At 71.6% G+C, this 23,362-nt stretch carries 21 protein-coding genes; 15 read left to right on the forward strand and 6 right to left on the reverse strand.

Features of this window, described 5'->3' with window-relative positions:
- Both AC4NN1_RS04230 and AC4NN1_RS04235 read left to right on the forward strand, forming a co-directional pair.
- Window positions 1-897 carry an agmatinase family protein gene (locus AC4NN1_RS04230; RefSeq protein ID WP_363458453.1) on the forward strand — a complete coding sequence of 299 codons (897 nt, stop codon included), beginning with the start codon at window positions 1-3 and terminating at the stop codon, window positions 895-897.
- A complete protein-coding gene (locus AC4NN1_RS04235) occupies window positions 894-1,376 on the forward strand; it encodes a SixA phosphatase family protein (protein WP_491954620.1) in 483 nt (160 codons plus the stop codon). The genes AC4NN1_RS04230 and AC4NN1_RS04235 overlap by 4 nt, the downstream gene beginning before the upstream one ends.
- Here the strand turns inward: AC4NN1_RS04235 and hutI are convergent.
- From hutI to hutH, 3 genes are read right to left on the reverse strand one after another with little or no spacing between them, the layout of a single operon-like run.
- Entirely contained in the window at window positions 1,363-2,595 is a 1,233-nt protein-coding gene (hutI, locus tag AC4NN1_RS04240; protein WP_491954621.1) for an imidazolonepropionase, read from the reverse strand. The two genes, AC4NN1_RS04235 and hutI, sit on opposite strands and share 14 nt — an antisense overlap.
- A gap of 1 nt (window position 2,596) precedes the next feature.
- Window positions 2,597-4,258 carry a urocanate hydratase gene (hutU, locus tag AC4NN1_RS04245; protein ID WP_336124074.1) on the reverse strand — a complete coding sequence of 554 codons (1,662 nt, stop codon included), beginning with the start codon at window positions 4,256-4,258 and terminating at the stop codon, window positions 2,597-2,599.
- A complete protein-coding gene (gene hutH, locus AC4NN1_RS04250; protein WP_491954622.1) occupies window positions 4,255-5,895 on the reverse strand; it encodes a histidine ammonia-lyase in 1,641 nt (546 codons plus the stop codon). The genes hutU and hutH overlap by 4 nt, the downstream gene beginning before the upstream one ends.
- Window positions 5,896-5,953: 58 nt before the next feature.
- Here hutH and AC4NN1_RS04255 point away from each other — a divergent pair, with 58 nt between their 5' ends.
- A complete protein-coding gene (locus AC4NN1_RS04255; protein WP_491954623.1) occupies window positions 5,954-6,745 on the forward strand; it encodes an IclR family transcriptional regulator in 792 nt (263 codons plus the stop codon).
- A 291-nt stretch (window positions 6,746-7,036) separates the two neighbouring features.
- On the opposite strand, the gene AC4NN1_RS04260 is transcribed toward AC4NN1_RS04255, so the two are convergent.
- Window positions 7,037-8,044: a LacI family DNA-binding transcriptional regulator gene (locus AC4NN1_RS04260; protein ID WP_491954624.1), complete on the reverse strand. Its 1,008-nt coding sequence runs from the start codon at window positions 8,042-8,044 to the stop codon at window positions 7,037-7,039.
- A gap of 136 nt (window positions 8,045-8,180) precedes the next feature.
- Between AC4NN1_RS04260 and AC4NN1_RS04265 the strand changes: the two genes are divergently transcribed.
- From AC4NN1_RS04265 to AC4NN1_RS04295, 7 genes are read left to right on the forward strand one after another with little or no spacing between them, the layout of a single operon-like run.
- Complete coding sequence (locus AC4NN1_RS04265) at window positions 8,181-9,452, forward strand: sugar ABC transporter substrate-binding protein (RefSeq protein ID WP_040570614.1); 1,272 nt, start codon at window positions 8,181-8,183, stop codon at window positions 9,450-9,452.
- A 1-nt stretch (window position 9,453) separates the two neighbouring features.
- A complete protein-coding gene (locus AC4NN1_RS04270; RefSeq protein ID WP_018188454.1) occupies window positions 9,454-10,575 on the forward strand; it encodes a carbohydrate ABC transporter permease in 1,122 nt (373 codons plus the stop codon).
- Window positions 10,572-11,486 carry a carbohydrate ABC transporter permease gene (locus AC4NN1_RS04275; protein ID WP_018188455.1) on the forward strand — a complete coding sequence of 305 codons (915 nt, stop codon included), beginning with the start codon at window positions 10,572-10,574 and terminating at the stop codon, window positions 11,484-11,486. The genes AC4NN1_RS04270 and AC4NN1_RS04275 overlap by 4 nt, the downstream gene beginning before the upstream one ends.
- Window positions 11,483-13,387: a glycogen debranching N-terminal domain-containing protein gene (locus AC4NN1_RS04280; protein ID WP_491954625.1), complete on the forward strand. Its 1,905-nt coding sequence runs from the start codon at window positions 11,483-11,485 to the stop codon at window positions 13,385-13,387. Before AC4NN1_RS04275 ends, AC4NN1_RS04280 begins: the two co-directional genes overlap by 4 nt.
- A 57-nt stretch (window positions 13,388-13,444) precedes the next feature.
- On the forward strand, window positions 13,445-15,277 hold the full coding sequence (gene nhaA, locus AC4NN1_RS04285; RefSeq protein WP_311857234.1) for a Na+/H+ antiporter NhaA: 1,833 nt from the start codon (window positions 13,445-13,447) through the stop codon (window positions 15,275-15,277).
- Window positions 15,278-15,308: 31 nt separating this feature from the next.
- Window positions 15,309-16,934 (forward strand): FAD-dependent oxidoreductase, encoded by a 1,626-nt coding sequence (locus tag AC4NN1_RS04290; RefSeq protein ID WP_446500011.1) that lies wholly within the window; start codon window positions 15,309-15,311, stop codon window positions 16,932-16,934.
- A 17-nt stretch (window positions 16,935-16,951) separates the two neighbouring features.
- Window positions 16,952-17,296, forward strand: coding sequence for a UBP-type zinc finger domain-containing protein (locus tag AC4NN1_RS04295; protein ID WP_018188459.1), 345 nt, complete (start codon window positions 16,952-16,954; stop codon window positions 17,294-17,296).
- A 7-nt stretch (window positions 17,297-17,303) separates the two neighbouring features.
- On the opposite strand, the gene AC4NN1_RS04300 is transcribed toward AC4NN1_RS04295, so the two are convergent.
- Together AC4NN1_RS04300 and AC4NN1_RS04305 are read right to left on the reverse strand one after the other, a co-directional pair.
- The gene (locus tag AC4NN1_RS04300) at window positions 17,304-17,780 is read right to left on the reverse strand and encodes a YbaK/EbsC family protein (protein WP_311857242.1); all 477 of its coding nucleotides are present in this window, start codon (window positions 17,778-17,780) and stop codon (window positions 17,304-17,306) included.
- Between the two features lie 3 nt (window positions 17,781-17,783).
- The gene (locus tag AC4NN1_RS04305) at window positions 17,784-18,587 is read right to left on the reverse strand and encodes a methyltransferase domain-containing protein (RefSeq protein WP_020096969.1); all 804 of its coding nucleotides are present in this window, start codon (window positions 18,585-18,587) and stop codon (window positions 17,784-17,786) included.
- Between the two features lie 109 nt (window positions 18,588-18,696).
- On the opposite strand from AC4NN1_RS04305, the gene AC4NN1_RS04310 reads away from it, so the two are divergent.
- The 5 genes from AC4NN1_RS04310 to AC4NN1_RS04330 all read left to right on the forward strand — a co-directional run bounded on the left by AC4NN1_RS04310 (window position 18,697) and on the right by AC4NN1_RS04330 (window position 23,362).
- Entirely contained in the window at window positions 18,697-19,770 is a 1,074-nt protein-coding gene (locus tag AC4NN1_RS04310; RefSeq protein ID WP_491954626.1) for a Glu/Leu/Phe/Val dehydrogenase family protein, read from the forward strand.
- Window positions 19,771-19,931: 161 nt separating this feature from the next.
- Window positions 19,932-20,705, forward strand: a complete 774-nt coding sequence (locus AC4NN1_RS04315; RefSeq protein WP_491954627.1) for an SDR family NAD(P)-dependent oxidoreductase — start codon at window positions 19,932-19,934, stop codon at window positions 20,703-20,705.
- The gene (locus AC4NN1_RS04320; RefSeq protein ID WP_256335299.1) at window positions 20,705-21,340 is read left to right on the forward strand and encodes a TetR/AcrR family transcriptional regulator; all 636 of its coding nucleotides are present in this window, start codon (window positions 20,705-20,707) and stop codon (window positions 21,338-21,340) included. The genes AC4NN1_RS04315 and AC4NN1_RS04320 overlap by 1 nt, the downstream gene beginning before the upstream one ends.
- Window positions 21,321-22,100 carry a hypothetical protein gene (locus AC4NN1_RS04325; protein WP_491954628.1) on the forward strand — a complete coding sequence of 260 codons (780 nt, stop codon included), beginning with the start codon at window positions 21,321-21,323 and terminating at the stop codon, window positions 22,098-22,100. The genes AC4NN1_RS04320 and AC4NN1_RS04325 overlap by 20 nt, the downstream gene beginning before the upstream one ends.
- Entirely contained in the window at window positions 22,097-23,362 is a 1,266-nt protein-coding gene (locus AC4NN1_RS04330; protein ID WP_491954629.1) for an aminotransferase class III-fold pyridoxal phosphate-dependent enzyme, read from the forward strand. Before AC4NN1_RS04325 ends, AC4NN1_RS04330 begins: the two co-directional genes overlap by 4 nt.

Genomic DNA, 23,362 nt, shown 5'->3' on the forward strand with positions numbered 1-23,362 from the left:
ATGGCGCTCTCCGCAGACTCCCCCCTCTCCGCAGACCCGCTCTGGCCGCGCGCCGGGGATTGGCCCGCGCCGGACGGACGAGTGGATGCCGCGATCCTCGGCCTGCCGGCTTTCCGCACCTCGCTGTCGCCCACCGGGGCGCACGCGACGCCGGCCGCCGTCCGCGAAGCGCTCCGACGGTTCAGCCCGACGCTGCTCGGGCCTCCCCCGGTCGACCTGAACGACGCGCTCCGGATCGCGGATGCCGGCGACGTCGACGATCCGGACGGTCCCGAGGGCGAGGATCGTGTGCGCGAGCGCGTCCGCGCACTGCAGGCCGACGCCGACCTCGTGATCGCGCTTGGCGGCGACAACTCGGTGACCTACGCGACCGCGCAGGGCGCGGGCGTCACGGGCCTCATCACCCTCGACGCGCACTTCGACCTCCGCGACGGCGTCTCGAACGGATCCCCCGTGCGCCGTCTCGTCGAGGACGGACTCGACCCCCGTCGCATCGTGCAGATCGGGATCGCCGACTTCGCCAATTCGGTCGCCTACGCGACTCGCGCCGCCGACCTCGGTATCACCGTCATCACCGTCGACGAGGTGCGCCGCCGCGGCGCCGAGGACGTCATGATCCAGGCTCTGGCCGTTGCCGGGGCCGGAGGCGACGTGCACCTCGACATCGACGTCGACGTCTGCGACCGCTCCGTCGCGCCGGGGTGCCCGGCATCCGTCCCCGGCGGACTCGAGGCGTGGGAGCTCCGCGCCCTCGTCCGCGCGGCGACCGGCGACCGGCGCATCGTGAGCGCCGACGTCGTCGAGGTCGACGCGACAGCGGATGCCTCGGACGGCCGCACCGTCAGACTCGCCGCGCTCTGCGTCCTCGAACTGCTCGCCGGAAGGGCACTCGCATGATCACCCTCATCCTCATCCGTCACGCCAAGAGCGACTGGGGCACCGGTCAGGACGACCACGAGCGCCCGCTCAACGACCGCGGTCGGCGGGATGCGCCGATCATGGCACGTCGGCTTGCGGCGACGGGTGTGCGGCCCGCGCGCATCCTGTCGTCGACGGCGGTCCGCGCCCGCACGACCGCTCAGGTCTTCGCCGACGCGCTCGGAGTCCCTGTCGAGACCGACGAGGGGCTCTACGGCGCGCCCGGCGCAAAGCTGCTCGCCGCCGCGGCCGCGAGCGGCGTCACCGACGTCGTGGTCGTCGCGCACGACCCCGGCATGACGGTGCTCGCCGAGCAGCTCTCGGACGGGGGCATCGGTGCCATGCCGACGTGCGCCGTCGCGACGTTCGTGTGGGACACCGGCGACTGGGACGTCGCGACGGCGACCCCGCCGGCGCGCTGGAACATCGACACCCCGCGGGACGTCAGCGCGGACTGATCTCCTCGCCGCCGCGGTAGACGCGGTGCACGAGCGGTACGCCGGGGCGATAGGCCAGGTGCCGTCTGCTCGGCGCGTCGAGCACGACCAGATCGGCGCGCGCACCCGGGCCGAGGTGTCCGACGTCGTCGCGGCGGAGGGCACGCGCTCCCCCGGCGGTCGCCGCCCACACCGCCTCGCCGACGGTCATTCCCATCTCGCGCACGGCGAGGGCTATCATGAGCGGCATCGAGCTCGTGAAGCTCGACCCGGGGTTGCAGTCGCTCGCGAGCGCGACGGTCACACCGGCGTCGATCAGCCGCCGTGCATCGGGATACGGCTGCCGCGTCGAGAACTCCACACCCGGCAGGAGAGTCGCGACGGTGTCCGACCCCGCGAGCGCCGCGATGTCGGCATCCGTCAGATGGGTGCAGTGATCGACGGATGCCGCGCCCAGCCGCACCGCCAGTTGCACACCCGGTCCCTCGCCCAGCTGATTGCCGTGCACGCGGACGCCGAGCCGCGCCTCCGCGCCGGCACGGAGGATCCGCTCGCTCTCGGCGTCGGTGAACGCACCGCGCTCGCAGAACACGTCGACCCAGCGCACGTGCGGCCGGACGGCGGCGAGCATCTCGCCGCAGACGAGGTCGACGTACGCCTCGCGCTCGGCCCCCTCGGGGATGACATGCGCACCGAGGTACGTGACCTCATCGGTGACCTCCGCAGCCAGCCGGGCGAGACGCTCCTCGCCGTCGACCGTCAGTGCGTAGCCGGTCTTCACCTCGAACGTGGTCGTGCCCTGCGCGTGCAGTTCGGCGACGAGGTCCGCCAGCCGAGCACGCAGCTCGTCATCGGTCGCCGCCCGCGTCGCCGCCACGGTCCGCCGGATGCCGCCCGCGGCATACGGGGTGCCCGTCATCCGTGCCTCGAACTCGTCGGCCCGGTCGCCGGCGAACACGAGGTGCGTGTGGCTGTCGACGAATCCCGGGATCACGGCGCGACCGCCGAGATCGACGCGCGTGACCTCGACTTCCGACCGCGAGACAGCAGGGGCGGCCCGAGACAGCGGCGAAAGACCGCTGTCCCGGCCTGTGATTGCTGTCTCGGCGTCGGCGGCCGCACCCGACCACGCGACGCGACCCTCGTCGACGAGGAGGGCGGCGTCGGCGATCGTCGCGGTCGGGGCCGCGGCATCCGCGTTCGTCGTCAGTTCGGAGATGCCGGTGAGAAGGGTCGCCACGTCACGCGTCCAGCATCGGGATGTTCAGGCCGCGCTCGCGAGCGACCTCCTTCGCCCGGTCGTAGCCGGCGTCGACGTGGCGCATGACCCCGGTTCCCGGGTCGTTGACCAGGACGCGGGCGAGCTTCTCGGCGGCCAGCGGGGTGCCGTCGGCGACGGTGACCTGGCCGGCGTGGATCGAACGCCCGATGCCGACGCCGCCCCCGTGGTGGATCGACACCCACGCGGCACCCGACGCCGTGTTCAGGAGCGCGTTCAGGAGCGGCCAGTCGGCGATCGCGTCGGACCCGTCGGCCATCGCCTCGGTCTCGCGGTAGGGGCTGGCAACCGAGCCGGCGTCGAGGTGGTCGCGCCCGATGACGATCGGACCGGACAGTTCACCCGACGCGACCATCTCGTTGAACTTCAGCCCCGCGAGGTGGCGCTCCTTGTACCCGAGCCAGCAGATGCGCGCCGGCAGCCCCTCGACCTGCACCTTCTCGGCCGCCTTCTCGAGCCAACGGTGCAGGGCGGCATCCTCGGGGAAGAGCTCCGCGACGGCGCGGTCGGTCTTCGCGATGTCCTCCGGATCGCCCGAGAGCGCGACCCACCGGAACGGCCCCTTACCCTCCGCGAACAGCGGCCGGATGTAGGCGGGCACGAACCCCGGGAAGGCGAACGCACGATCGTAGCCGCCGAGCTCGGCCTCGCGGCGGATCGAGTTGCCGTAGTCGAAGACCGCGGCCCCGGCATCCTGGAATCCGACCATCGCCTCGACGTGCCGCGCCATCGAAGCGCGGGACCGCTCGGTGAAGCCGTCCGGGTCGGCCGACGCCTCGACCTTCCAGTCCTCGAACGCGACGCCCGACGGCAGGTAGGCGAGCGGGTCGTGCGCGCTCGTCTGGTCGGTGACGATGTCGATCGGGATGCCGCGGCGCAGCAGCTCGGGGAAGACGTCGGCCGCGTTCCCCACGACACCGATCGAGCGCGCCTCGCCGGCGTCCTTCGCGGCCAGGGCACGTTCGATCGCGGCGTCGAGGTCGGCGGTCTGCTCGTCGAGGTAGCCGTGCTCGACCCGGCGGCGCAGGCGCGACTCGTCGACGTCGACGACGAGCACGGCTCCCCCGTTCATCGTGACGGCGAGCGGCTGCGCGCCGCCCATGCCGCCGGCGCCGCCCGTCAGGGTGAGCGTGCCCGCGAGCGAGTCCCGGCCGAGCGAGCGGGCGACGGCCGCGAACGTCTCGTACGTCCCCTGCAGGATGCCCTGCGTGCCGATGTAGATCCACGAGCCGGCCGTCATCTGGCCGTACATCGTGAGGCCGAGGTGCTCGAGGCGGCGGAACTCGGGCCACGTCGCCCAGTCCCCGACGAGGTTCGAGTTCGCGATGAGCACGCGCGGCGCCCACTCGTGCGTCCGGAAGACGCCGACCGGCTTGCCGGACTGCACGAGCAGGGTCTCGTCGGGCTCGAGCTCGTCGAGGGTGCGGACGATCGCGTCGTACGCCTCCCACGAGCGTGCCGCCTTGCCCGTGCCGCCGTAGACGACGAGGTCCTCGGGGTGCTCGGCGACCTCGGGGTCGAGGTTGTTCATCAGCATCCGCTTCGCCGCTTCGGCGCCCCAGCTCTTCGCGGTTCGCGTGTTGCCCCGGTCCGCGCGGACGCTGCGGGTGGTCGTGTCGGTCATGCCTGTTCTCCTTCGAACGGTGCGGCGCCCGAGCGGAGATCTGCGCTCGAGCGGACGGATCCGGGGGCATTCGTCCTCGCGGCGGCGGATGTCCGCTCGCCGGCCGGTCCGAACGCGGTGCGGGCGACCTCGCCCGTGACGACGAGCTGCGTCGCGGCCTCGAGATCCGGCGCGACGAACCGGTCGGGCCCGGGTCCCTCGACGACCGTGCGGACGAGATCGCGGACCGAGCCGGTGACCGGCGCGGGCTGCAGCGGGGCGCGCAAGTCGAGGGCGCGGCATCCGGTCACCACCTCGATGGCGAGCACGCGGGCGAGGCCGTCGATCGCGCGGCGCAGCTTGCGGGCGGCAGCCCACCCCATCGAGACGTGGTCCTCCTGCATCGCCGACGACGGGATCGAGTCGACGGATGCCGGCACCGCGAGACGCTTGAGCTCCGAGACGACCCCCGCCGCGGCGTACTGGGCGATCATGAGGCCGCTGTCGACGCCGACCTCGTCGGCGAGGAACGGCGGCAGCCCGTTGCTGCGCGTACGGTCGAGCGCCCGGTCGGTGCGGCGCTCCGAGATCGAGGCGACGTCTGCGACGGCGATCGCGAGGAAGTCGAGGACGTACGCGACCGGCGCGCCGTGAAAGTTGCCGTTCGACTCGACGCGACCGTCGGGCGTGACGACGGGGTTGTCGACCGCCGAGGCCAGCTCACGCTCGGCGACCATCCGGGCGTGGTCGAGGGTGTCGCGCGCGGCACCGTGCACCTGCGGCGAACACCGGAGCGAGTAGGCGTCCTGCACGCGGGTGCAGACAGCCGGATCGCGGTGACTCGCGACGATCGGCGAGTCGGCGAGCGCGTGGCGCAGGTTCGCGGCCGAGACCGCCTGCCCGGACTGGGGACGCAGAGCCATGAGGTCGGCGGCGAAGACGGCATCGGTCCCGAGCTGACTCTCGACAGACAGGGCGGCGGCCAGGTCGGCGGTCGCCAGGAGGGTGTCGAGGTCGGCGAGGGCGAGCGACAGCATCCCGAGCATGCCGTCGGTTCCGTTGATGAGGGCGAGACCCTCCTTCTCCTCGAGGACGAGGGGATGGATGCCGCTGGCCGCCAAGGCGTCCGCGGCATCCATCCGCGCGCCGTCCGCCGTGCGGACCGGACCCTCGCCGAGAGCGGCGAGCGCGATGTGCGAGAGCGGGGCGAGGTCGCCGGAGCAGCCGAGCGAGCCGTATTCGTGCACGATCGGGGTGATCCCTGCATTCAGCATCGCGGCGTACGTCTCGACGACCACCGGGCGGACGCCGGTGCGACCCGTCGCCAGGGTCTGCAGGCGCAGCAGATGGAGCGCCCGGACCACCTCGCGCTCGACCTCCGGCCCCGTGCCCGCCGCATGAGAGCGGATGAGGCTCGCCTGCAGCTGGCGGCGCCGGTCGGGCGCGATGAACGTCGTCGCGAGGGCGCCGAACCCGGTCGAGATGCCGTAGTGCGGCTGCGGGTCGTCGGCGAGCCGCTCGATGAGCGCGCGGGTCTCGGCGGTGCGGGCGAGCGCCGCGTCCGAGACGACGACGTGCGCGTCGTGGCGGGCGACGGCGACGACCTCCGCGGGGGTGAGCGGGGCGTCGCCGAGGGTGACGGTGGTAGGGACGGGCATGAGTCGATTCCAGCGCGCGGCGACCGTGCGCGGGAGGCGGTCGTGGCATCCTTTGTCTGTGATCCCAGACAAGCTGCGGGCGCCGGTCCCAGACAAGCCGAAGGTCCCCGCGGCGGACCAGACGCTCCGCATCCTGAGCTTCCTCGCGCATCAGCGCGGGCCCGTCGCGGCGCAGACGATCGCGACGCACCTCGAGCTGCCCCGTTCGACGGTCTACCACCTGCTCGCGGCGATGGCGGCGCACGGGTTCGTCGTCCACCTCGACGGCGACCGCCGCTGGGGTCTCGGCACCGCCGCGTTCGAGCTCGCCGGCGGGTACGCCCGCCAGGAGCCCCTCGCCCGGCTCGGCCGTCCCATCGTCGCTCAGCTCGCCGACCGCGCAGGCGAGAGTGCGCACCTCGCCGTCATGACCGGGCGCGACGTGCTGTACATCGTCGAGGAGCGGGCGCCGCGACGGCCGACGCTCATCACCGACGTCGGCGTACGCCTGCCCGCGCACCTGACCGCGACGGGCCGCGCGATGCTCGCCGCCCTCCCCCGTGAGCAGGTCCGCGCATTGTTCCCCGACGCGGCATCCCTCTCCGTCCAGCGCACAGGCCGCGGACCGGGTCGGCCCGGCGAGCTGCGGGAACTCCTCCGGCAGGCCCGAGCCGACGGCTATGCGACCGAGGACGGCGAGGTCACGCTGGGATTCCGCTCCGTCGGTGTCGCCGTCCGCGACCACGCTGACTGGCCCGCCGCCGCCCTCGCCATCACCTGGCCCGACGGCACGCCCGCCGATCCGGACCGCCTCGCCGCGCTCGCGACGGACGCGGCGGCCGACCTCTCCCGCCGCATCGGCCGGCGGTAGCCACCCTCAGCCCGGCACCAACCTCGGAGATTCCGCCGTTCGCGGCGCGAGGAGGCCGGTTCCCGCCCGCAGCGACCGAGAACTCCGCGGTTGTCGCCCGGAGCCTCCGGTAGCCGGGCGTGCGCCAGCACCACTCCGGCTCCCGGCGGCGGCACCGATCCGATACCGCCCCCGGCGTCGAACGGCGGAGATCCCCGGCGACGCGCCCGGTGGGACGTCGCCAACCACGGCGTGTCGCCCGGATGTCCGCGGCTCGCACGGCGTTGCGGACCCGGCAGGCTCCGAACCGCCTCAGCGGACCACGAGACGCGGTTGCACGAGCACGTGCCCCTCGCCTGCCCCCGCCGCGCGCCGCTCGATGCGGCTCCCGCCCGCCATCAGCAGGTCGAGGGCGCCGGCGGCGACGAGTTCGGGCAGCTGCTCGACGCTCGCGAGTCCCAGAGCCTCGGCCGCGGGGGTGTTGTCGAAGCCGATGATCGAGAGGTCCGCGCGCTGCGCGGCGACGGCCGCGACATGGGCTCCGACGGCGAGGGTGTCGCTCGCGCACACGACGGCGTCGACCTCGGTCGTCGCGAGCAGCTCGCGGACCTGCTCGCGCGCATCGGCGACCCGCTCCTCGGCCGACAGGCGCAGGTCGGGGCGGGCACCGGCATCCGTCATCGCCTCGCGCCACCCGCGCTCGCGGTCATCGCCCGTGGGCGAGCCCGCGGGCCAGCCGAGAAACGCGATCCGCGGGCCGACGGTGAGCGCGTGCTCGGTGGCGGCGCGCGTGCCCGATGCGCCGTCGACGTCGACCCACAGGTGCGCGGACTCCTCGGGCGACGCCGCATCCCACGGGCGTCCGAACGAGACGAAGGGCACGCCGCGCTCGGTGAGCCAGGCGAGTCGACGGTCGTCGTACCGGGTGCCCGTGACGACGACGGCCTCGACGTCGCCGGCGTGGACGAGGTCCGACATCCGCCGGATCTCTTCGTCCTGATCGGATGCCGCGTACACGAGCACGCGCAGGCCCCGGTCGCCGGCGCTCTCGGTGAGGGCGTGGACGAACCTGTCGAGCACGACGCCCGAGATCCCTCCGGCATACGGATCGAGGTGGATGCCGACGGTCGCGCTCCGCTGCGTACGGAGCCGCCGCGCGGAGGCGTGCGGCGAATAGCCGAGGCGGGAGATCGCCTCCTGCACCCGCTCGCGGGTCGCGGCCTTCACGATGGCGGGCGTGTTCAGCACGTTGCTGACCGTCTGGCGCGAGACGCCGGCAGCGACAGCGACGTCCTCGATCGTTATCGACTTCTCACTCATCGACGCCCCCGCCCCCTTGACAGTGATGGGACCACCCTCTTACCTTGGGCATCATTCCACAATTTGATCGTTCAAAGTCGACCGAGATCAGCACGGTCGGAACGATCGCAGCACCGGGATCGAAGGAGATACGGACATGCGACACAGCAGACGACTCATGGCGCTCGGCGGGGTCGGCCTCGCCGCCACACTCGCCCTCGCAGGATGCGGCGGCTCGGGCTTCGACGACGGCCCCGCGGCCTCGGGCGGGGCGAACGGCACCGACGGCGGTAGCGGCCTCACCTCGTCGGACGACGCCCTCACGATCATGATCGGCTCGTCGGGCGACGCCGAGACGGCCGCGGTCAAGGAGGCCGTCGCAGCGTGGTCGAAGGACTCGGGCGTCGACGCCGAGGTCATCGCCGCCACCGACTTGACCCAGCAGCTCTCGCAGGGCTTCGCCGGCGGCAACCCGCCGGACCTCTTCTACCTCGCGACCGAACTGCTCGCCGGCTACGCCGACAACGGCTCGGTCATCGCCTACGGCGACCAGCTCGAGAACAAGGGCGACTTCTACCCGTCGCTCGTGCAGAACTTCACCTACGACGACAAGTTCTTCTGCGCGCCGAAGGACTTCTCGACGCTCCAGCTGATCATCAACAAGAACCTGTGGGACAAGGCGGGCCTCACCGAGGCCGACATCCCGACCGACTGGGACTCGCTGGCCGCAGCGGCGAAGAAGCTGACCTCGGGCAACACGACCGGTCTCGTCTTCAGCGGCGAATACCAGCGGGTGGGCGCCTTCATGGCCGAAGCCGGCGGGCGCCTGGTGTCGGAGGACGGCACGACGGCCGTCGCCGACAGCCAGGAGAACGCCGACGCCCTCGCCTACGTGAAGGAGCACCTCGCCGACGGCACGTTCGCCTACGCCGCCGACGTGGGTGCCGGCTGGGGCGGAGAGGCGCTCGGCAAGCAGCTGGGCGCGATGACCATCGAGGGCAACTGGATCACCGGCGCCCTCGGCGACTACCCCGACGTCGACCCGCTCGTCGTCGAACTGCCCGCCGGCCCCGCCGGAAAGGGCACGCTGCAGTTCACGAACTGCTGGGGTATGGCCGCTGACAGCCCCAACCAGGAGGCAGCCCTCAGCCTGGTCGAATACCTGACGACCGCCGAGCAGCAGCTCGCCTTCTCGAAGGCGTTCGGCCCCATGCCGTCGGTGCAGTCGGCCGCCGAGCAGTGGACGACCGACAACCCCGACCTCGAGGCGTTCCTCTCGGGTGCGGACTACGCCCAGGGCGTGCCGACCAACGACGGTGTGTCCGACGTCTTCACCGACTTCAACGCGCAGCTGGCGACCCTCAAGGACGGCGACCCCGCCACGATCTTGAAGAGCGTCCAGTCCAACCTCGAGGCGATCGTCGGCTGACATGGCCTCGCCCGTCATCACAGAGCGGGCACCCGAGAAGACCCCTCGCCGAGACCACCGCTCACGCGGTCTGCGTCGCGGCGAGGGTGTCGCCGGGTGGCTGTTCGTCTCTCCCGTCGTCGTGATCCTCGGGGTGTTCCTCTTCCTCCCCGTCCTCATGGCGCTGTGGGTGAGCGTCTCGGACTGGGGCGGCCGTGGCAGCCCTCTCTCGCCGAACGTCAATTTCGTGGGGCTCGACAACTACGGCGAGCTGACCTCGGGGCAGGGGCTCCGCAGCCGCGACTTCGGCACAGCCCTGCGGAACAACGCCTGGTACGTCTTCCTCGTCGTCCCTCTCCAGACGGCGCTGTCGCTGTTCCTCGCGGTGCTCGTCAGCCGCCGGATGATGAAGGCGCGCGGCTTCTTCCGCACCGCCTTCTACTTCCCGTCGGTGACGAGCTCGGTCGCCATCACCGTGCTGTGGATCTTCCTCTTCAGCGCCGCCGGCCCCGTCAACGCGCTCATCGCCGCGGTCACCGGCGGCAAGGGACCGAACTGGTTCAACGACCCCCGCGGCATCGTGCACCTGCTCTTCGGCGTGGTCGGGGTGGATGCCGCGCCCGCCGCGATCTCGCAGCCCGGGTTCCTCGGCCTCTCTGGCTGGGACTGGATCGCCGGACCCTCCGTCGCGATGAGCGCGTTCATCATCATGGCGGTGTTCACGACGAGCGGCACGTTCATGCTCCTGTTCATCGCTGCGCTGCAGAACGTCGGCTACGAGCTGACCGAGGCGGGCATGATGGACGGCGCGAGCGCCTGGCAGCGCTTCTGGCGGATCACGCTCCCCCAGCTGCGCCCGACGCTCTTCACGGTCATCACGCTCGGCCTGATCGGCTGCTGGCAGGTCTTCGACCAGATCTACACCGGCACCAAGGGCCAACCGGGCAAGACCACCATCACCCCCGCCTACCTGTCGTATACGTCGGCGTTCAGCAATCAGGACTGGGGCATCGGCGCGGCCATCGCCTTCATCCTGTTCCTCATCATCATCGCGTTCACGCTGCTCCAGCGGTGGCTCCTGCGGGAGCGCCCCGTCTCGAAGCGCCGCATCCGCGCCTACACGCCGAAGGGGGCACGGTCATGACCGACAGCAGGACCCTCGCTCGCACGAAGACGCTCACCGACGAGCCGATCGACCGTGCACCGCGGCGGCGGGGCCGGCTCACCCCGGCATCCCGCCTCGGACAGATCGCGCTGTACGCGGTCCTCGCCCTGCTGGCCCTCGTCTACATCTATCCGTTCCTCGTGCAGGTGGCGACCTCCTTCAAGAGCGAGCAGGAGGCGGCATCCAACCCCATCTCGTTGATCCCGCAGACCTTCACGACGGCCGCCTACGAGCGGCTGTTCCTGAACAGCGACTTCCCGCTGTGGTTCGCCAACTCGGCGGTGGTCACGATCCTCGTCACGCTCGGACGCGTGTTCTTCGTCTCCCTCGCCGGGTACGCGCTCGCCCGCCTGCGATTCCGCGGGCGCGGTCTGATCTTCGCGCTCGTCGTCGGCGTCATGGCGGTGCCGTCGGTGGTGCTCCTGATCCCACGCTTCCTCGTGCTCAACCAGCTCGGGATGTACGACTCGTACGCCGGTATGGTCCTGCCGCTGCTCGTCGACGCGGCGGGCGTGTTCATCATGAAGAACTTCTTCGAGTCCATCCCTCCCTCGGTCGAGGAGCAGGCACGCATCGACGGCGCGGGCACCTTCCGGGTGTTCTGGTCGGTCGTCCTGCCGATGGCGCGACCCGCGCTGATCACGATCGTGATCCTCTCGTTCCAGGGGTCATGGAACGAGCTGACCCACTTCATCGTCTCTGTTCAGGACCCGGGCCTGTTCACCCTGACGCGCGGTGTCGCGAGCCTGTCGTCCGGGCAGCTGAGTCAGGGCACGCAGTATCCGTTGAAGCTCGCCGCCGCGGCGCTCATGACGATCCCCGTCGCCGTGGTCTTCTTCATCTTCCAGAAGCGCATCATGAACACCTCAGAAGGAGCAGTCAAGGGATGACCGCAGGCCTCCAGCCCTTCCTGTCCGACGCCGTCGTCGTCCTCCGCGCGCCCACCCAGGTGTGGTCCCGCGAGGACGGTGAGATCGGCCCCCATTCGCTCGACACCGCGTCGATCGACGGCGTCTTCCACGGCGACACGCGCTTCATCCGTGCGACCCGCGTCCGCTACGGGACGGATGCCGCGCCCCACGCGCCCGAGTGGATCTCCCGCTCGGCGGCGTCGGCATCCGATGCGCGCTTCGAGGCGTTGCTGCGACGCCTCGACGACCGCACGCCGGACCCGAAGATCCGACTGACGCGGCGTCGCGTCGTCGCCGACGGGCGGATGAGGGAGGAGTTCACCCTCGTCTCGCATCTGGAGGAGGCGGTGGAGCTCGTGCTCGAGGTCGCGGTGACTCCGGACGCGACGCCGATGCAGGACGTCAAATCCGGCACCGTCGGCGCAGCCCCGGTCGAACGGACCTTCTCGGGCGACGCCGTGGAGGTGAGTTCGGGCGACGCGTCGATGCGCCTGCAGGCGCCGGGCGCCGAGGTGACCGCAGGCGGCGACGACCTCATCCTCACGTGGCGCGTGACCTGCCCGTCGCGGTCGACCGCGACGGTGTCCTGGCTCGTGGACCTCGACGACCCGTCGCTCGTCGTCCGGGGCACGACGCGACAGGTCGACTGGGCGCTCGAGCCCGTCGACGGCGTCGATCCGCGGCTGTTCCGCTGGCTCCGACAGGCGCTCGACGACCTGGACGCCCTGCGCCTGACTCTGCCCGGCAACGCCGACGAGTTCTTCGCCGCCGGCGCACCGTGGTTCTTCACCCTGTTCGGGCGCGATTCGCTGTGGGCGGCACGCCTGTTCCTCTCCGTCGACCCGGGGATGGCGGCATCCACTCTGCGCGTGCTCGGACGGCTGCAGGGTTCCACCGCCGACCCGGCGACCGCGGAGGAGCCGGGCAAGATCGTCCACGAGCTGCGCGCCGGCACGCTCACGATGCCGGGCGAGGGCATCTCGCTGCCGCCGCTCTACTACGGCACGGTCGACGCGACCCCGCTGTGGATCACGTTGCTCGCCGAGGCGCACGAGGCCGGGATGCCGGAGGCCGAGGTGCGCGATCTCCTGCCGACGATGCACGATGCGCTCGACTGGGTGATCGCGTCGGCGAACGCGGACGGCTTCCTCGATTACGTCGACGAGACCGGCCACGGCCTGTCGAATCAAGGGTGGAAGGACTCGGGCGACTCGATCCAGTGGCGCGACGGGTCGCTCGCGGACGGCCCCATCGCACTCTCGGAGGTGCAGGGCTACGCCTACGAGGCCGCGGTCCGCGCCGCGGATCTCCTGGACGCTCTCGAAGAGGGCGGCGCCGAGCGGCTGCGGTCGTGGGCGGCGGACCTCCGCACGCGCTTCCGCGAGCGCTTCTGGGTCGAGACGCCGGAGGGCCGGTACCCGGCGATCGCCCTCGACCGCGACGGTCGGGCGGTCGACACCCTGACCTCGAACGCGGGTCACCTGCTGGGCACCGGCATCCTCGACCCCGACGAGGAACGCGACGTCGCCGATCTGCTCGTCGGCCCGTCCATGGCGTCCGGCTTCGGCCTCCGCACGATGTCGATGGATGCCGGGGGCTACTGGCCGCTCAGCTATCACGGCGGCAGCGTCTGGGCGCATGACACGGCGATCGTCGCGCGGGGCATGGCGCGGGCGGGCCTCACCGACCAGGCACGCGTGCTGGTCGACGGAATGCTCGCCGCCGCCGAGGCGTTCGCCTACCGCATGCCGGAACTCCACGCCGGTGACGCCGCGAGCGACGTCACCGTGCCGGCTCCCTACCCCGCAGCCTGTCGGCCGCAGGCGTGGTCGGCGGCAGCCGCCGTCGTCTGTCACGAGATCGCCACGCGGACCGGCTGACAGAACCCCGCCGGTGGGTGGAGACTGACTTCCGACTCGACCCCTCCCGGAGGATGCATGCCGCAGAAACTCGCCTCGATCGCGGACCACGTGGGCAGGATGGGCCGCACCCGGATGGGCGCGCTCCTGCTGCTGCTCGCGACCGTCGCCGCCGTCGTGTGGGCGAACATCTCCTCCGAGACCTACGCCGGATTCTGGGACACCCACCTGATGATCGGGCTGGGCGACATCCACCTCGACTTCACGCTGCACGCGCTCGTCAACGACGCGCTGATGGCGATCTTCTTCTTCACCGTCGGGCTCGAGGTGAGGCGGGAGTTCGCGATCGGCGAGCTGACCAGCTGGTCGCGCGCCGTCGTCCCCGTGATCGCCGCCGTCGCCGGACTCGCCCTGCCCGCCCTCCTGTTCGTCCTCATCGCCGGTCCGAGCGGGAACGCGGATGCCTGGGGTGTCGTCATCTCGACCGACACGGCCTTCCTCGTGGGCGCCCTTGCGCTCATCGGGCCGCGCGGGTCGGGACGCCTGCGGGTGTTCCTCCTCGCCCTCGCCGTCGTGGACGACATCGGGGCGCTCAGCATCATCGCCCTCGTCTACACCGAGACGTTCACACCGATGCCGCTCCTGATCGCCGCGGTCGGCCTCGTCGGCATCTACCTCGTCCGCTACCTGCGCGGCGGACGCGGACCGATCTATGCCACCCTGGCCGTCATCGTGTGGCTCGCATTCCTGGCCTCGGGCGTGCACCCCACCCTGGCCGGCGTCGCGATCGCGCTGCTCGTGCCGGTCTACCGGCCCGACCGCCGCGACGTCGAGCATGCGCTCGAGCTCGCGCGCACGTTCCGGCAGTCGCCGAGCACCGAGTACGCCCGGGCCGCGGCGAACAGCCTGCGCGAGTCGATCTCGATCAACGAACGCCTGCAGACCGCGTACGCGCCGTACGTCGCCTACGTCATCCTGCCGCTGTTCGCCCTCGCGAACGCGGGCGTCTCGCTCAGCCCCGACATCCTGGCCGCCGCCGCGACCTCCCCTCTCACGTGGGGCGTCGTGGTCGGTCTCGTCGTCGGAAAGCTCGCGGGCATCTGGGGGTCGACCGCCGTCCTCAAAGCCCTCAAGATCGGCGACTTCGGTCCGGGACTCTCCCTCGACCGCATCGGCGGTGGCGCGGCCCTCGCCGGCATCGGCTTCACCATCTCGCTCTTCATCATCGACCTGGCGATCGAGGACCCCGACGCGCAGAACCAGGCGCGGGTGGGGGTGCTCGCGGCATCCGTCATCGCCCTGGGCCTCGGCGCGCTCCTGTTCCGGATCGCTGACGCCCGGAGCCCCGAGGAGGAGGTCGGACAGACGCTCGTGCGTCCCGTCGACCCGCGCCGGGACCACATCTTCGGGTCCGCCGACGCTCCCTTCGAGATCGTCGAGTACGGCGACTTCCAGTGCGGGTTCTGCCTGAAGGCGTCCGGGTCGATCCAAGAAGTGATGGACGAGCTCGGACCGAACCTCCGCTACGTGTGGCGGCACGCCCCCCTCACTGTGCAGCACCCCAACGCCCTCGCCGGGGCGGAGGCATCGGAGGCGGCGGCGAAGCAAGGCAAGTTCTTCGAGTTCGAGCGGGGGCTGTTCGCCGACCAGGACAACCAGCTGCCGTCCGACATCGTGCGTCTGGCCGCGCGTCTCGGACTCGACGTGCCGAGGTTCGAGCGCGATCTCACCGCGCCCGACGTGGCGAGTCGCGTCCGCGACGACATGTTCGACGCCGAGGCGATGAACATCCATTCGGTGCCGACCTTCTTCGTCAACGGCCGCCGTCACACCGGCCCGTACGACGCGCAGTCGCTCATCCGGGCACTGCAATCGGAATCCGACGCACCGGTCTCGCCCGCGGGTCGATAGGTTGGGCGCCATGGCGCAAGAAAACGCTCCCATGATCATGGACGCGATGATGTCGCCCGACCTCTCCGACGTGCATTGGCGCCGACTGGTGTCGGCCGCCGTCCCGCAGGACGTCGAGGTCGGCGACTACGTCTTCCGCACCGGCGAGGCGGGCTACGACCTGATCTTCGTCGAGTCGGGAGAGGTCGAGATCGTCCGCGACGCGCTCCGCTGGATCGGCGAAGCGGTCATCACGACGGTCGGTCCCGGGCGGTTCGCCGGCGAGCTCGGCATCCTGAACGGTCAGAGCGCGTTCCTGTCGGCCCGGGTGACGAAAGCCGGCCGCGTGCACCGCCTCTCGCGTGCGGCACTCCGCGAGATCATGAGCGAGGACGACGAGCTCTGCGACCTCATCCTGCACGCGCTGTGGGCGCGGCGCGAGTCGCTCCGCACCGGCCCCGCCGCGATGACGCTGAAATTCGTCGGCACGACGACCTCGAACGACTTCCTGTCGCTCCGGCGCTTCGCCGAACGACTCGACCTCGTCCACAAGGCCGTGGCCCTCGCACCCAGCGACCTCGACACGCTCGACGTGCACGAGGTCGCCGCCGAAGACCTGCCGGTCGCCTACGTCCAGGGCGAGCCGATCCCCCGCGCCACCCCGGGGCTCGTCGCGGAACGCCTCGGTCTCAGCTACCGGGCCGAGTCCGATGAGATCGTCGACCTCGTCGTGGTCGGCGGCGGACCGGCCGGACTCGCGGCCGCCATCTACGGCGCCTCCGAGGGGCTGAGCACCGTGCTGCTCGACGCCGTCGCGCCGGGCGGGCAGGCGGCATCCACCTCGCGCATCGAGAACTTCCTCGGGTTCCCCTTCGGCGTGAGCGGCGGCGATCTCATCGGCCAGGCCGTCCTGCAGGCGCTGAAGTTCGGCGTCCGCGTGTACGCACCGTGCGAGGCGGTCGCGCTCGCACAGGTCGGCCCGGACCTGCTCGACGTCACTCTCTCCGACGACCGCGTCATCCGCGCGCGCAGCGCCATCGTCACCTCGGGGGCGGCCTACCGTCGTCTCGCCCTCGACCGGTGGGAGGACTTCGAGCGCTCCGGCGTCTACTACGCCGCGACCCCGCTCGAGCTCCGCCAGGTGCAGAACAAGCCGGTCGTCGTGGTCGGCGGCGCGAACTCCGCCGGGCAGGCCGCGCTCTACCTCGCGGCCCACGGCTCCCCCGTGCACCTCGTCATCCGCGGCACGGACCTCCGCACCCGGATGTCCAGCTACCTCGCCGACCGGCTCGCCGAGGATCCGCGCGTGCGGGTGCACACGGCATCCCAGGTCACCGCCCTCGACGGGAACGGCACCCTGGAGTCCGTCACGATCGACTCCGCCGGGGCCGTCGACGCGCGCGGGCTGTTCTGCTTCATCGGGGCGGACCCGGCGACGTCGTGGCTGCCCGCCATCGACCGCGACACCGACGGCTTCATCCGCACCGGCACCGACGTGGCCGTGCAGTCCATCGCGCAGTGGCGCGACCTCGGGCGCGAGCCGTTCCCGTTCGAGACGTCAGCGCCGCGCGTGTTCGCTGCGGGCGACGTGCGTCGCGGATCGATGAAGCGCGTCGCCGCGGCCGTCGGCGAAGGATCGAGCGCTGTCGCCTCGGTGCACCGCGCCCTGGCCTACTGACCCATCGAGAGGATGAGATGAGCTCCGACATCGACACCAACGTCGCCCCCTCGGGCGCGGGCTGCGCCGAGTGCGATCAGCAGGACGGGTTCTGGGTGCACCTGCGCCGCTGCGCGGCGTGCGGTCACGTCGGATGCTGCGACACGTCACCCGGCCAGCACGCCACAGCGCACTTCCGCGAGACCGGGCACCGCCTCGTGCAGAGCTTCGAGCCCGGCGAGGACTGGTTCTGGGACTACGTCGACGAGACCATGTTCACCGGCCCCGAACTGGCCGAGCCCACCAGCCACCCCGCCGATCAGCCCGCTCCCGGCCCGCGCGGCCGGGTGCCCCTGAACTGGCGTGAGCTCATCCACACCTGAGCACGCGTCAGACGACCGAGACGACCCGTCCGCCGGTGAGCCGCACGAGCTCATCGAACGTCATCGGGAAGACGGTGTGCGGGGTGCCACCGGCCGCCCAGATCTCGGGGTAGCCGGCGAGGTCCTCGTCGACGAGCGTCTCGAGGGGAGCCGGATGGCCGGTGGGGGCGACCCCGCCGATGACCTGGCCCGTCGCCTCGCGCACCTGCTCCGGGGTCGCGCGGCTGATCTTGCCTCGCCCGATCCGTGCGGCGAGGGCTGCGGTGTCGATGCGGTGGGCACCGCTGGTCATCACCAGCAGCGGCCGCCCGTCGCACTGGAACACGAGGCTGTTCGCGATCGCGCCGACCTCGACGCCCAGGGCGTCGGCCGCGAGCACCGCGGTCGAGGCCGCGTCGGGCAGCACGACGATCTCGCCCGGGATGCCGGCTGCGCGCAGCGCGTCGTGGACGAGGCGGCTGCGTGCGCTGAGGTTCTCCGTCACCGGTCAGCCCCGCGCGAGGATCTCGCCGTGCGGCATGAGCAGCCAGCCGTCGGGAGCCGCGGCCCACTCGCGCCACCCCGCCGAGATCCGCTCGAGGTCGGCCCGGTCGGCGAGGCCCTGCTCGACGGCGTGTTCGGCGTACGAGGAGTGCAGGGCGCGATCGGCCCACGACCCGCCCCACCACGCGCGCTGCTCGTCGGTCTCGAACAGCCACGTCGACGCGCTCACGGCGACGTCGGTGAACCCCGCCTGGCGGGCCCACGCCTTGAGGCGCCGCCCCGCAGCCGGCTCGCCCCCATTGTTACGACCGATGCGCAGCAGCAGGTCGAGCCACTCGTCGAGCGCGGGGACGTGCGGGTGGATGATGATGCCCGCGTAGTCCACGTCGCGCGCGGCGACGAGGCCGCCCTGCCCGGCGAGGCGACGGAATTCGCGCAGGGCATCGACGGGCCGGCCGAGGTGCTGCAGGAGCTGGTGCGTGTGGACGATGTCGAAGGAGCCGTCCGGGGCGTCGACGGCGTAGGCGTCCGCCGTCTCGAAGGAGACGTTCGTGACGCCTTCGGCGGCGGCGTGGGCCTGCGCCTGTGCGACGACCTCCGCCGAGGAGTCGAGGCCGACGACCCGACCGGGATCGAGCCGGCGCGCGAGGTCGACCGTGATCGTGCCCGGGCCCGATCCGACGTCGAGGAGGGACGCGCCGGTGCGAAGATGCGGCAACAGGTACCCGACCGAATTCTCCGCCGTCCGCCAGCTGTGCGCCCGCAGGACGCTCTCGTGATGGCCGTGGGAATAGCGTTCGGTCTGCATGGGCCACAGCCTAGGCGGCGGCCGATATGCGAGGCAGAATGATGACGGATGCCGCAGATCGGCGGCATCCGCACCGCAGTGCCCACAAGGCCCGTCGACAAGGATCGCGATGACGCATTCTCTGCCCCTGCCCGATTTCACCCACGAGCGCGTGGAGGTGATCACGGGCCGGCGGAGCGGCCTCGTCGTCACCGTCGCCCTGCACTCGTCGACGCTCGGCCCCGCTCTCGGCGGCGCGCGCCTGTGGCGTTACCCGCACTGGTCCGACGCGATGGGCGACGCGCTGCGCCTGTCGGCGGCGATGACGCTGAAGAACGCCACCGCGGGATTGGATGCCGGCGGCGGCAAGTCCGTCATCGCCCTGAGCGAGGCGGACACCCTCGACGACGATCGGCGCCGGGCGGCGTTCCTCGACCTCGGCGACACCGTCGAGTCGTTCGGCGGCCAGTACCGGACGGCGGAGGACGTGGGGTCGACGACCGAGGACATGCTCGTCGTCAGCGAGCGGACGGCGCACGTCGTGGGTCTCCCGGATTCGGTGGGCGGATCGGGCGAGCCCGCCGGCCCCACGAGCCGCGGTGTCTACGCGGCGCTCCGCGCGACCCTCGAGCGCGTCACGGGTTCGCCCGATGTCGCCGGTCGCCGCATCACGATCTCGGGACTCGGCCAGGTCGGCAGCCGCCTCGCCGTCCGGCTGTCGGGTGAGGGCGCGATCCTCACCGTGACCGACGTCAACCCTGCGAAGATGTCGCTCGCCGCCGAGCTCGGCGCGACGTGGGTCGAGCCGGGCACCGAGCACCTCGTGCCCGCCGACGTGTTCGTGCCCGCCGGCCTCGGCGGCGTCCTCACCGACGAGGTCATCGACGCCCTCGCGGCGACCGCGGTCTGCGGTCCCGCGAACAACCCGCTCGCCGAACGCTCCGGCGCCGTGCGACTCGCGGATCGCGGCATCCTGTACGCACCCGACTTCGTCGCGAACGCGGGCGGTGTCATCTACCTCGACGTCGAGGCGCGCACGCCCGGGCACCGCGAGGAGATCGCGACCCGCATCGACGGCATCGGCGACACGCTGCGGCGGCTCTTCGACGATGCCGCCGCGCGCGGGGTCACCCCGCTCGACGCGGCCGAGGCCTACGCGGCCGAGCGCCTGTCGACGGGAGCGCGCGTTCCCGCGAGCGTCTGACCCGCCGCCCGGGTCCGCGTCGCTACGGCGGGCGGCCCCGGGCAATGCCGGCCTTCCCGGCGTTACGGGGCCGTGACGTTATTACGAAAGCTCTTTACCTGCCCGGCGTCGACCTCCATACTGAGTGCACTTGTTCATCTGTACAACTCAGTGGAGGCCCCATGCCCGGCGTGATCGTCATCACGGGAGCGAGCTCGGGGATCGGTGCCGGCTTCGCCCGGCGCTACGCCGCGCGCGGCCACGACGTCGTCCTGGTCGCCCGCCGCGCCGAGCGCCTCGAATCCCTCGCCGAAGAGCTCCGCGGGCTGCACCGCGTCGAGGCGACCGTGCTCGCCACCGACCTCGCCGACCCGGCCGCACCGGCCGCGATCGCCGCCGAACTCGCCGAGCGCGGCATCCGTCCCGCAGGTCTCGTCAACAGCGCGGGTTTCGGGACGGCATCCGCCTTCGTCGACGAGGATGCCGCGCGCGTCGCCGCCGAGGTGCAGGTCAACGTCGCAGCCCTCACCCTGCTGACCCGCGAACTGCTCCCGCAGCTGATCGAGGCACGCGGGGTGCTCGTGAACGTGTCGAGCAATGCCGGCCACCAGCCGCTGCCGGGACTCGCGGTGTACGCCGCGACGAAGGCCTACGTCACCTCGCTCACCGAGGCGATCTGGCAGGAGACGCGCGGTACCGGTCTGACCGTCCTCGCCCTCTGCCCCGGTCCGACCGAGACGGAGTTCTTCGCCGCAGCGGGGTCCGAGACGTTCAAGGTCGGCGCGACGAAGACCGTCGACGACGTCCTCGACGAAGCGTTCGACGCGCTGGACTCGTCCCGCCCCTCCCCCGTCCGCACCGTCGGCGCCGCCAATCGCGTGCAGGGCTGGGTGGCGCGCGTCTCGCCGCGGCGCCTCCGCCTGCACGTCGCCGCACGCGCGGTGGGAGGCTCCTGATGCGACGGATGCCTCCCGAAGAGCGCCGCGGCGAACTCATCGCCGCGGCCATCCGCGTCATCGCCCGGCAGGGCGTGGCTGCGGCGACGACCCGAGCCATCACCGCCGAGGCGGGCATGCCGCTCGGCGCGTTCACCTACATCTTCGGCACGCAGGACGAGCTGATGACGGCCGTCATCGACACCGTCATCGAACAGGAGCGCTTCGCCGCCGAGTCCCGCGCGATCGACCCGACGTCCCTGGCATCGGCGATCCGCTCGGGCCTCGAGGGCTACATCGACATGCTCGAGCACGACCCGGCCGACGAGATCGCCCTGCTCGAGCTGGCCCTCGTCGCCCGCCGGCGCGACCCGCAGGGGCAGATGCGCGCGCAGTGGCAGACGTACTTCCGTGCCGCCGAGCAGATGCTGACCTACGCGGCCGAGATCACCGGCAACCGGTGGACCGAGCCGGTCGCCGACCTCGCCCGCCACCTCGTCGTCGTCGTCGACGGGATCACGACGACGTGGCTGGCGGACGGTGATTCGGATGCCGCGCGTCGCACGGCATCGTTCGCCGCCGCCGCGTTCGCCGCGGCATCCGCCCCGCTCGGGGCACCGACCGAAGGGAGTCCCCGTGCTGACGGAGATCGATGAGCGCGTCCTCGCGGCCGTGAACCTGCACGCCGTCCTCGGCGCTCTGCCGAAACTGTCCGAGGTCGCGCCCGACGCGTCGCGCCTGCTCGCAGGGCTCGCGCAGCCGGTGCGTCTGACCGCTCGGGTGATCGGCGGCGAGTCCATGAGCCTCGTCTTCGCTCGGGACGGCATCCGCACCGCGGAGGGCGACCATGGCGGCACGACGAGCGCGACCCTCGTGTTCCGCTCCCCCGCGCACCTGAACGCCGTGCTCGACGGCACGGGGTCGCCGCTGCCGATCGCCGGGCCTGCCGGCATCCGCTTCCTCACGCAGGTGTTCACGCCGATCAGCAACCTGCTCGGCCGATACCTTCGCCCGAGCGACGCCGACCTCGCCGACCCGGCCTTCAGCGATGCGCACCGGGTGCTCCTCCTCGAGGTGGCCGTCGGCGCGATCACGATCGTCGCGAACCGCGACCGGTCCGGGCGATTCAGCGCCGAGCAGATGTCGGACGGCGATCTCGACATCGCGGTGGGCGATGCCCTCCGCCACCGTCTGCGGGTGCGGGAGCACACCCTCTCTCGCGTTCCGGTGACGGATGCCGCGCCCCGCGCCGTCTTCCGGTTCGCCGACCTGCAGACCGCCGGTGACGTGCTCGCCGGCCGCGAGAGCGCGCTCGCGTGCGTCGGCGACGGTCGCATCGCCATCCGCGGCTACATCCCCCTCGTCGACAACACGAGTCGCATCCTCGACCGCGTCGGCCACTACCTCGGAAAGTGAGCTCCTCCGTGTACACCTTCGACAAGAGCCTCGCCACCTTCCGCCGCGCCCAGCAGGTGATCCCCGGCGGCATCCCGGGTCACCTCGGCCCGACCGAGGGCCTGCACCTGCCGAACGACGGCTTCCCCAAGTTCGCCACCCGCGCCGAGGGCACGAGGTTCTGGGACCTCGACGGCAACGAGTTCATCGACTGGATGTGCGGGTACGGGCCGAACATCCTCGGGTACAACGACCCGGATGTGGCCGCGGCCGCTCAGGCGCAGGCGAAGAAGGAGGACGTCGTCTCGCTGCCCTCACCCGTCATGATCGACTTCGCCGAGTTGCTCGTCGACCAGGTCGCCAGCGCCGACTGGGCGATGTTCGCCAAGAACGGCGGCGACACGACGACGCTCGCGATCATGACCGCCCGCGCCGCGACGCTGCGCAAGAAGGTGATCTTCGTGAAGGGGTTCTACCACGGGGTCGCGCCGTGGACGCAGAAGCTCGACTACCCCGGCGTCCTCGAGGAGGACGTCGCGAACAACCTCTACGTGCCCTGGAACGACCTCGACGCGCTCCGGGCGCTGCTCTCCGAGAACCGCGGGCAGGTCGCCGCCCTCATCTCGACGCCGTACATGCACGGCAACTTCGTCGACAACCAGCTGCCCGCCGACGGGTACTGGCAGGCCGTGCGGAAGCTCTGCGACGAGCACGGCGTCGTCCTGATCATCGACGACGTGCGCGCAGGCTTCCGCCTCGACCTCGCCGGCAGCGACCACTACTTCGGCTTCGAGGCCGACCTGATCTGCTTCTGCAAGGCGCTCGCGAACGGCTACAACGTCTCGGCGCTCCTCGGCCGCGAGTCCTTGAAGGAGGCGGTGAGCTCGATCACCTACACGGGCAGCTACTGGATGAGCGCCGTGCCGTTCGCGGCCGGCATCGCGACGCAGAAGAAGCTCCGCGAGCTCGACGCCCCCGCGCTGTTCGAGCGCCTGGGCCGACGGTTGACCGACGGCCTCACCGAGGCGGCCTCCGACGCGGGTTACACGCTCGTGACCTCGGGCGCACCCGCCCTCTTCTACCTGCGGGTGGCCGATCCGGCGGACTCGCTCATGCTGCATCAGGACTGGATCGCCGAGTGCGTGCGCCGCGGCGCGTACCTCACCTCGCACCACAATCACTTCCTCAACGCCGCGGTCACCGAGGCCGACGTCGACCGCACGATCGAGATCGCCGCCGACGCCTTCGCCGCCCTCCGGATGCGCCACCCCGCGGTGGTGTGA

The organism is Microbacterium sp. MDV22-iso44 (genome assembly GCF_058629135.1).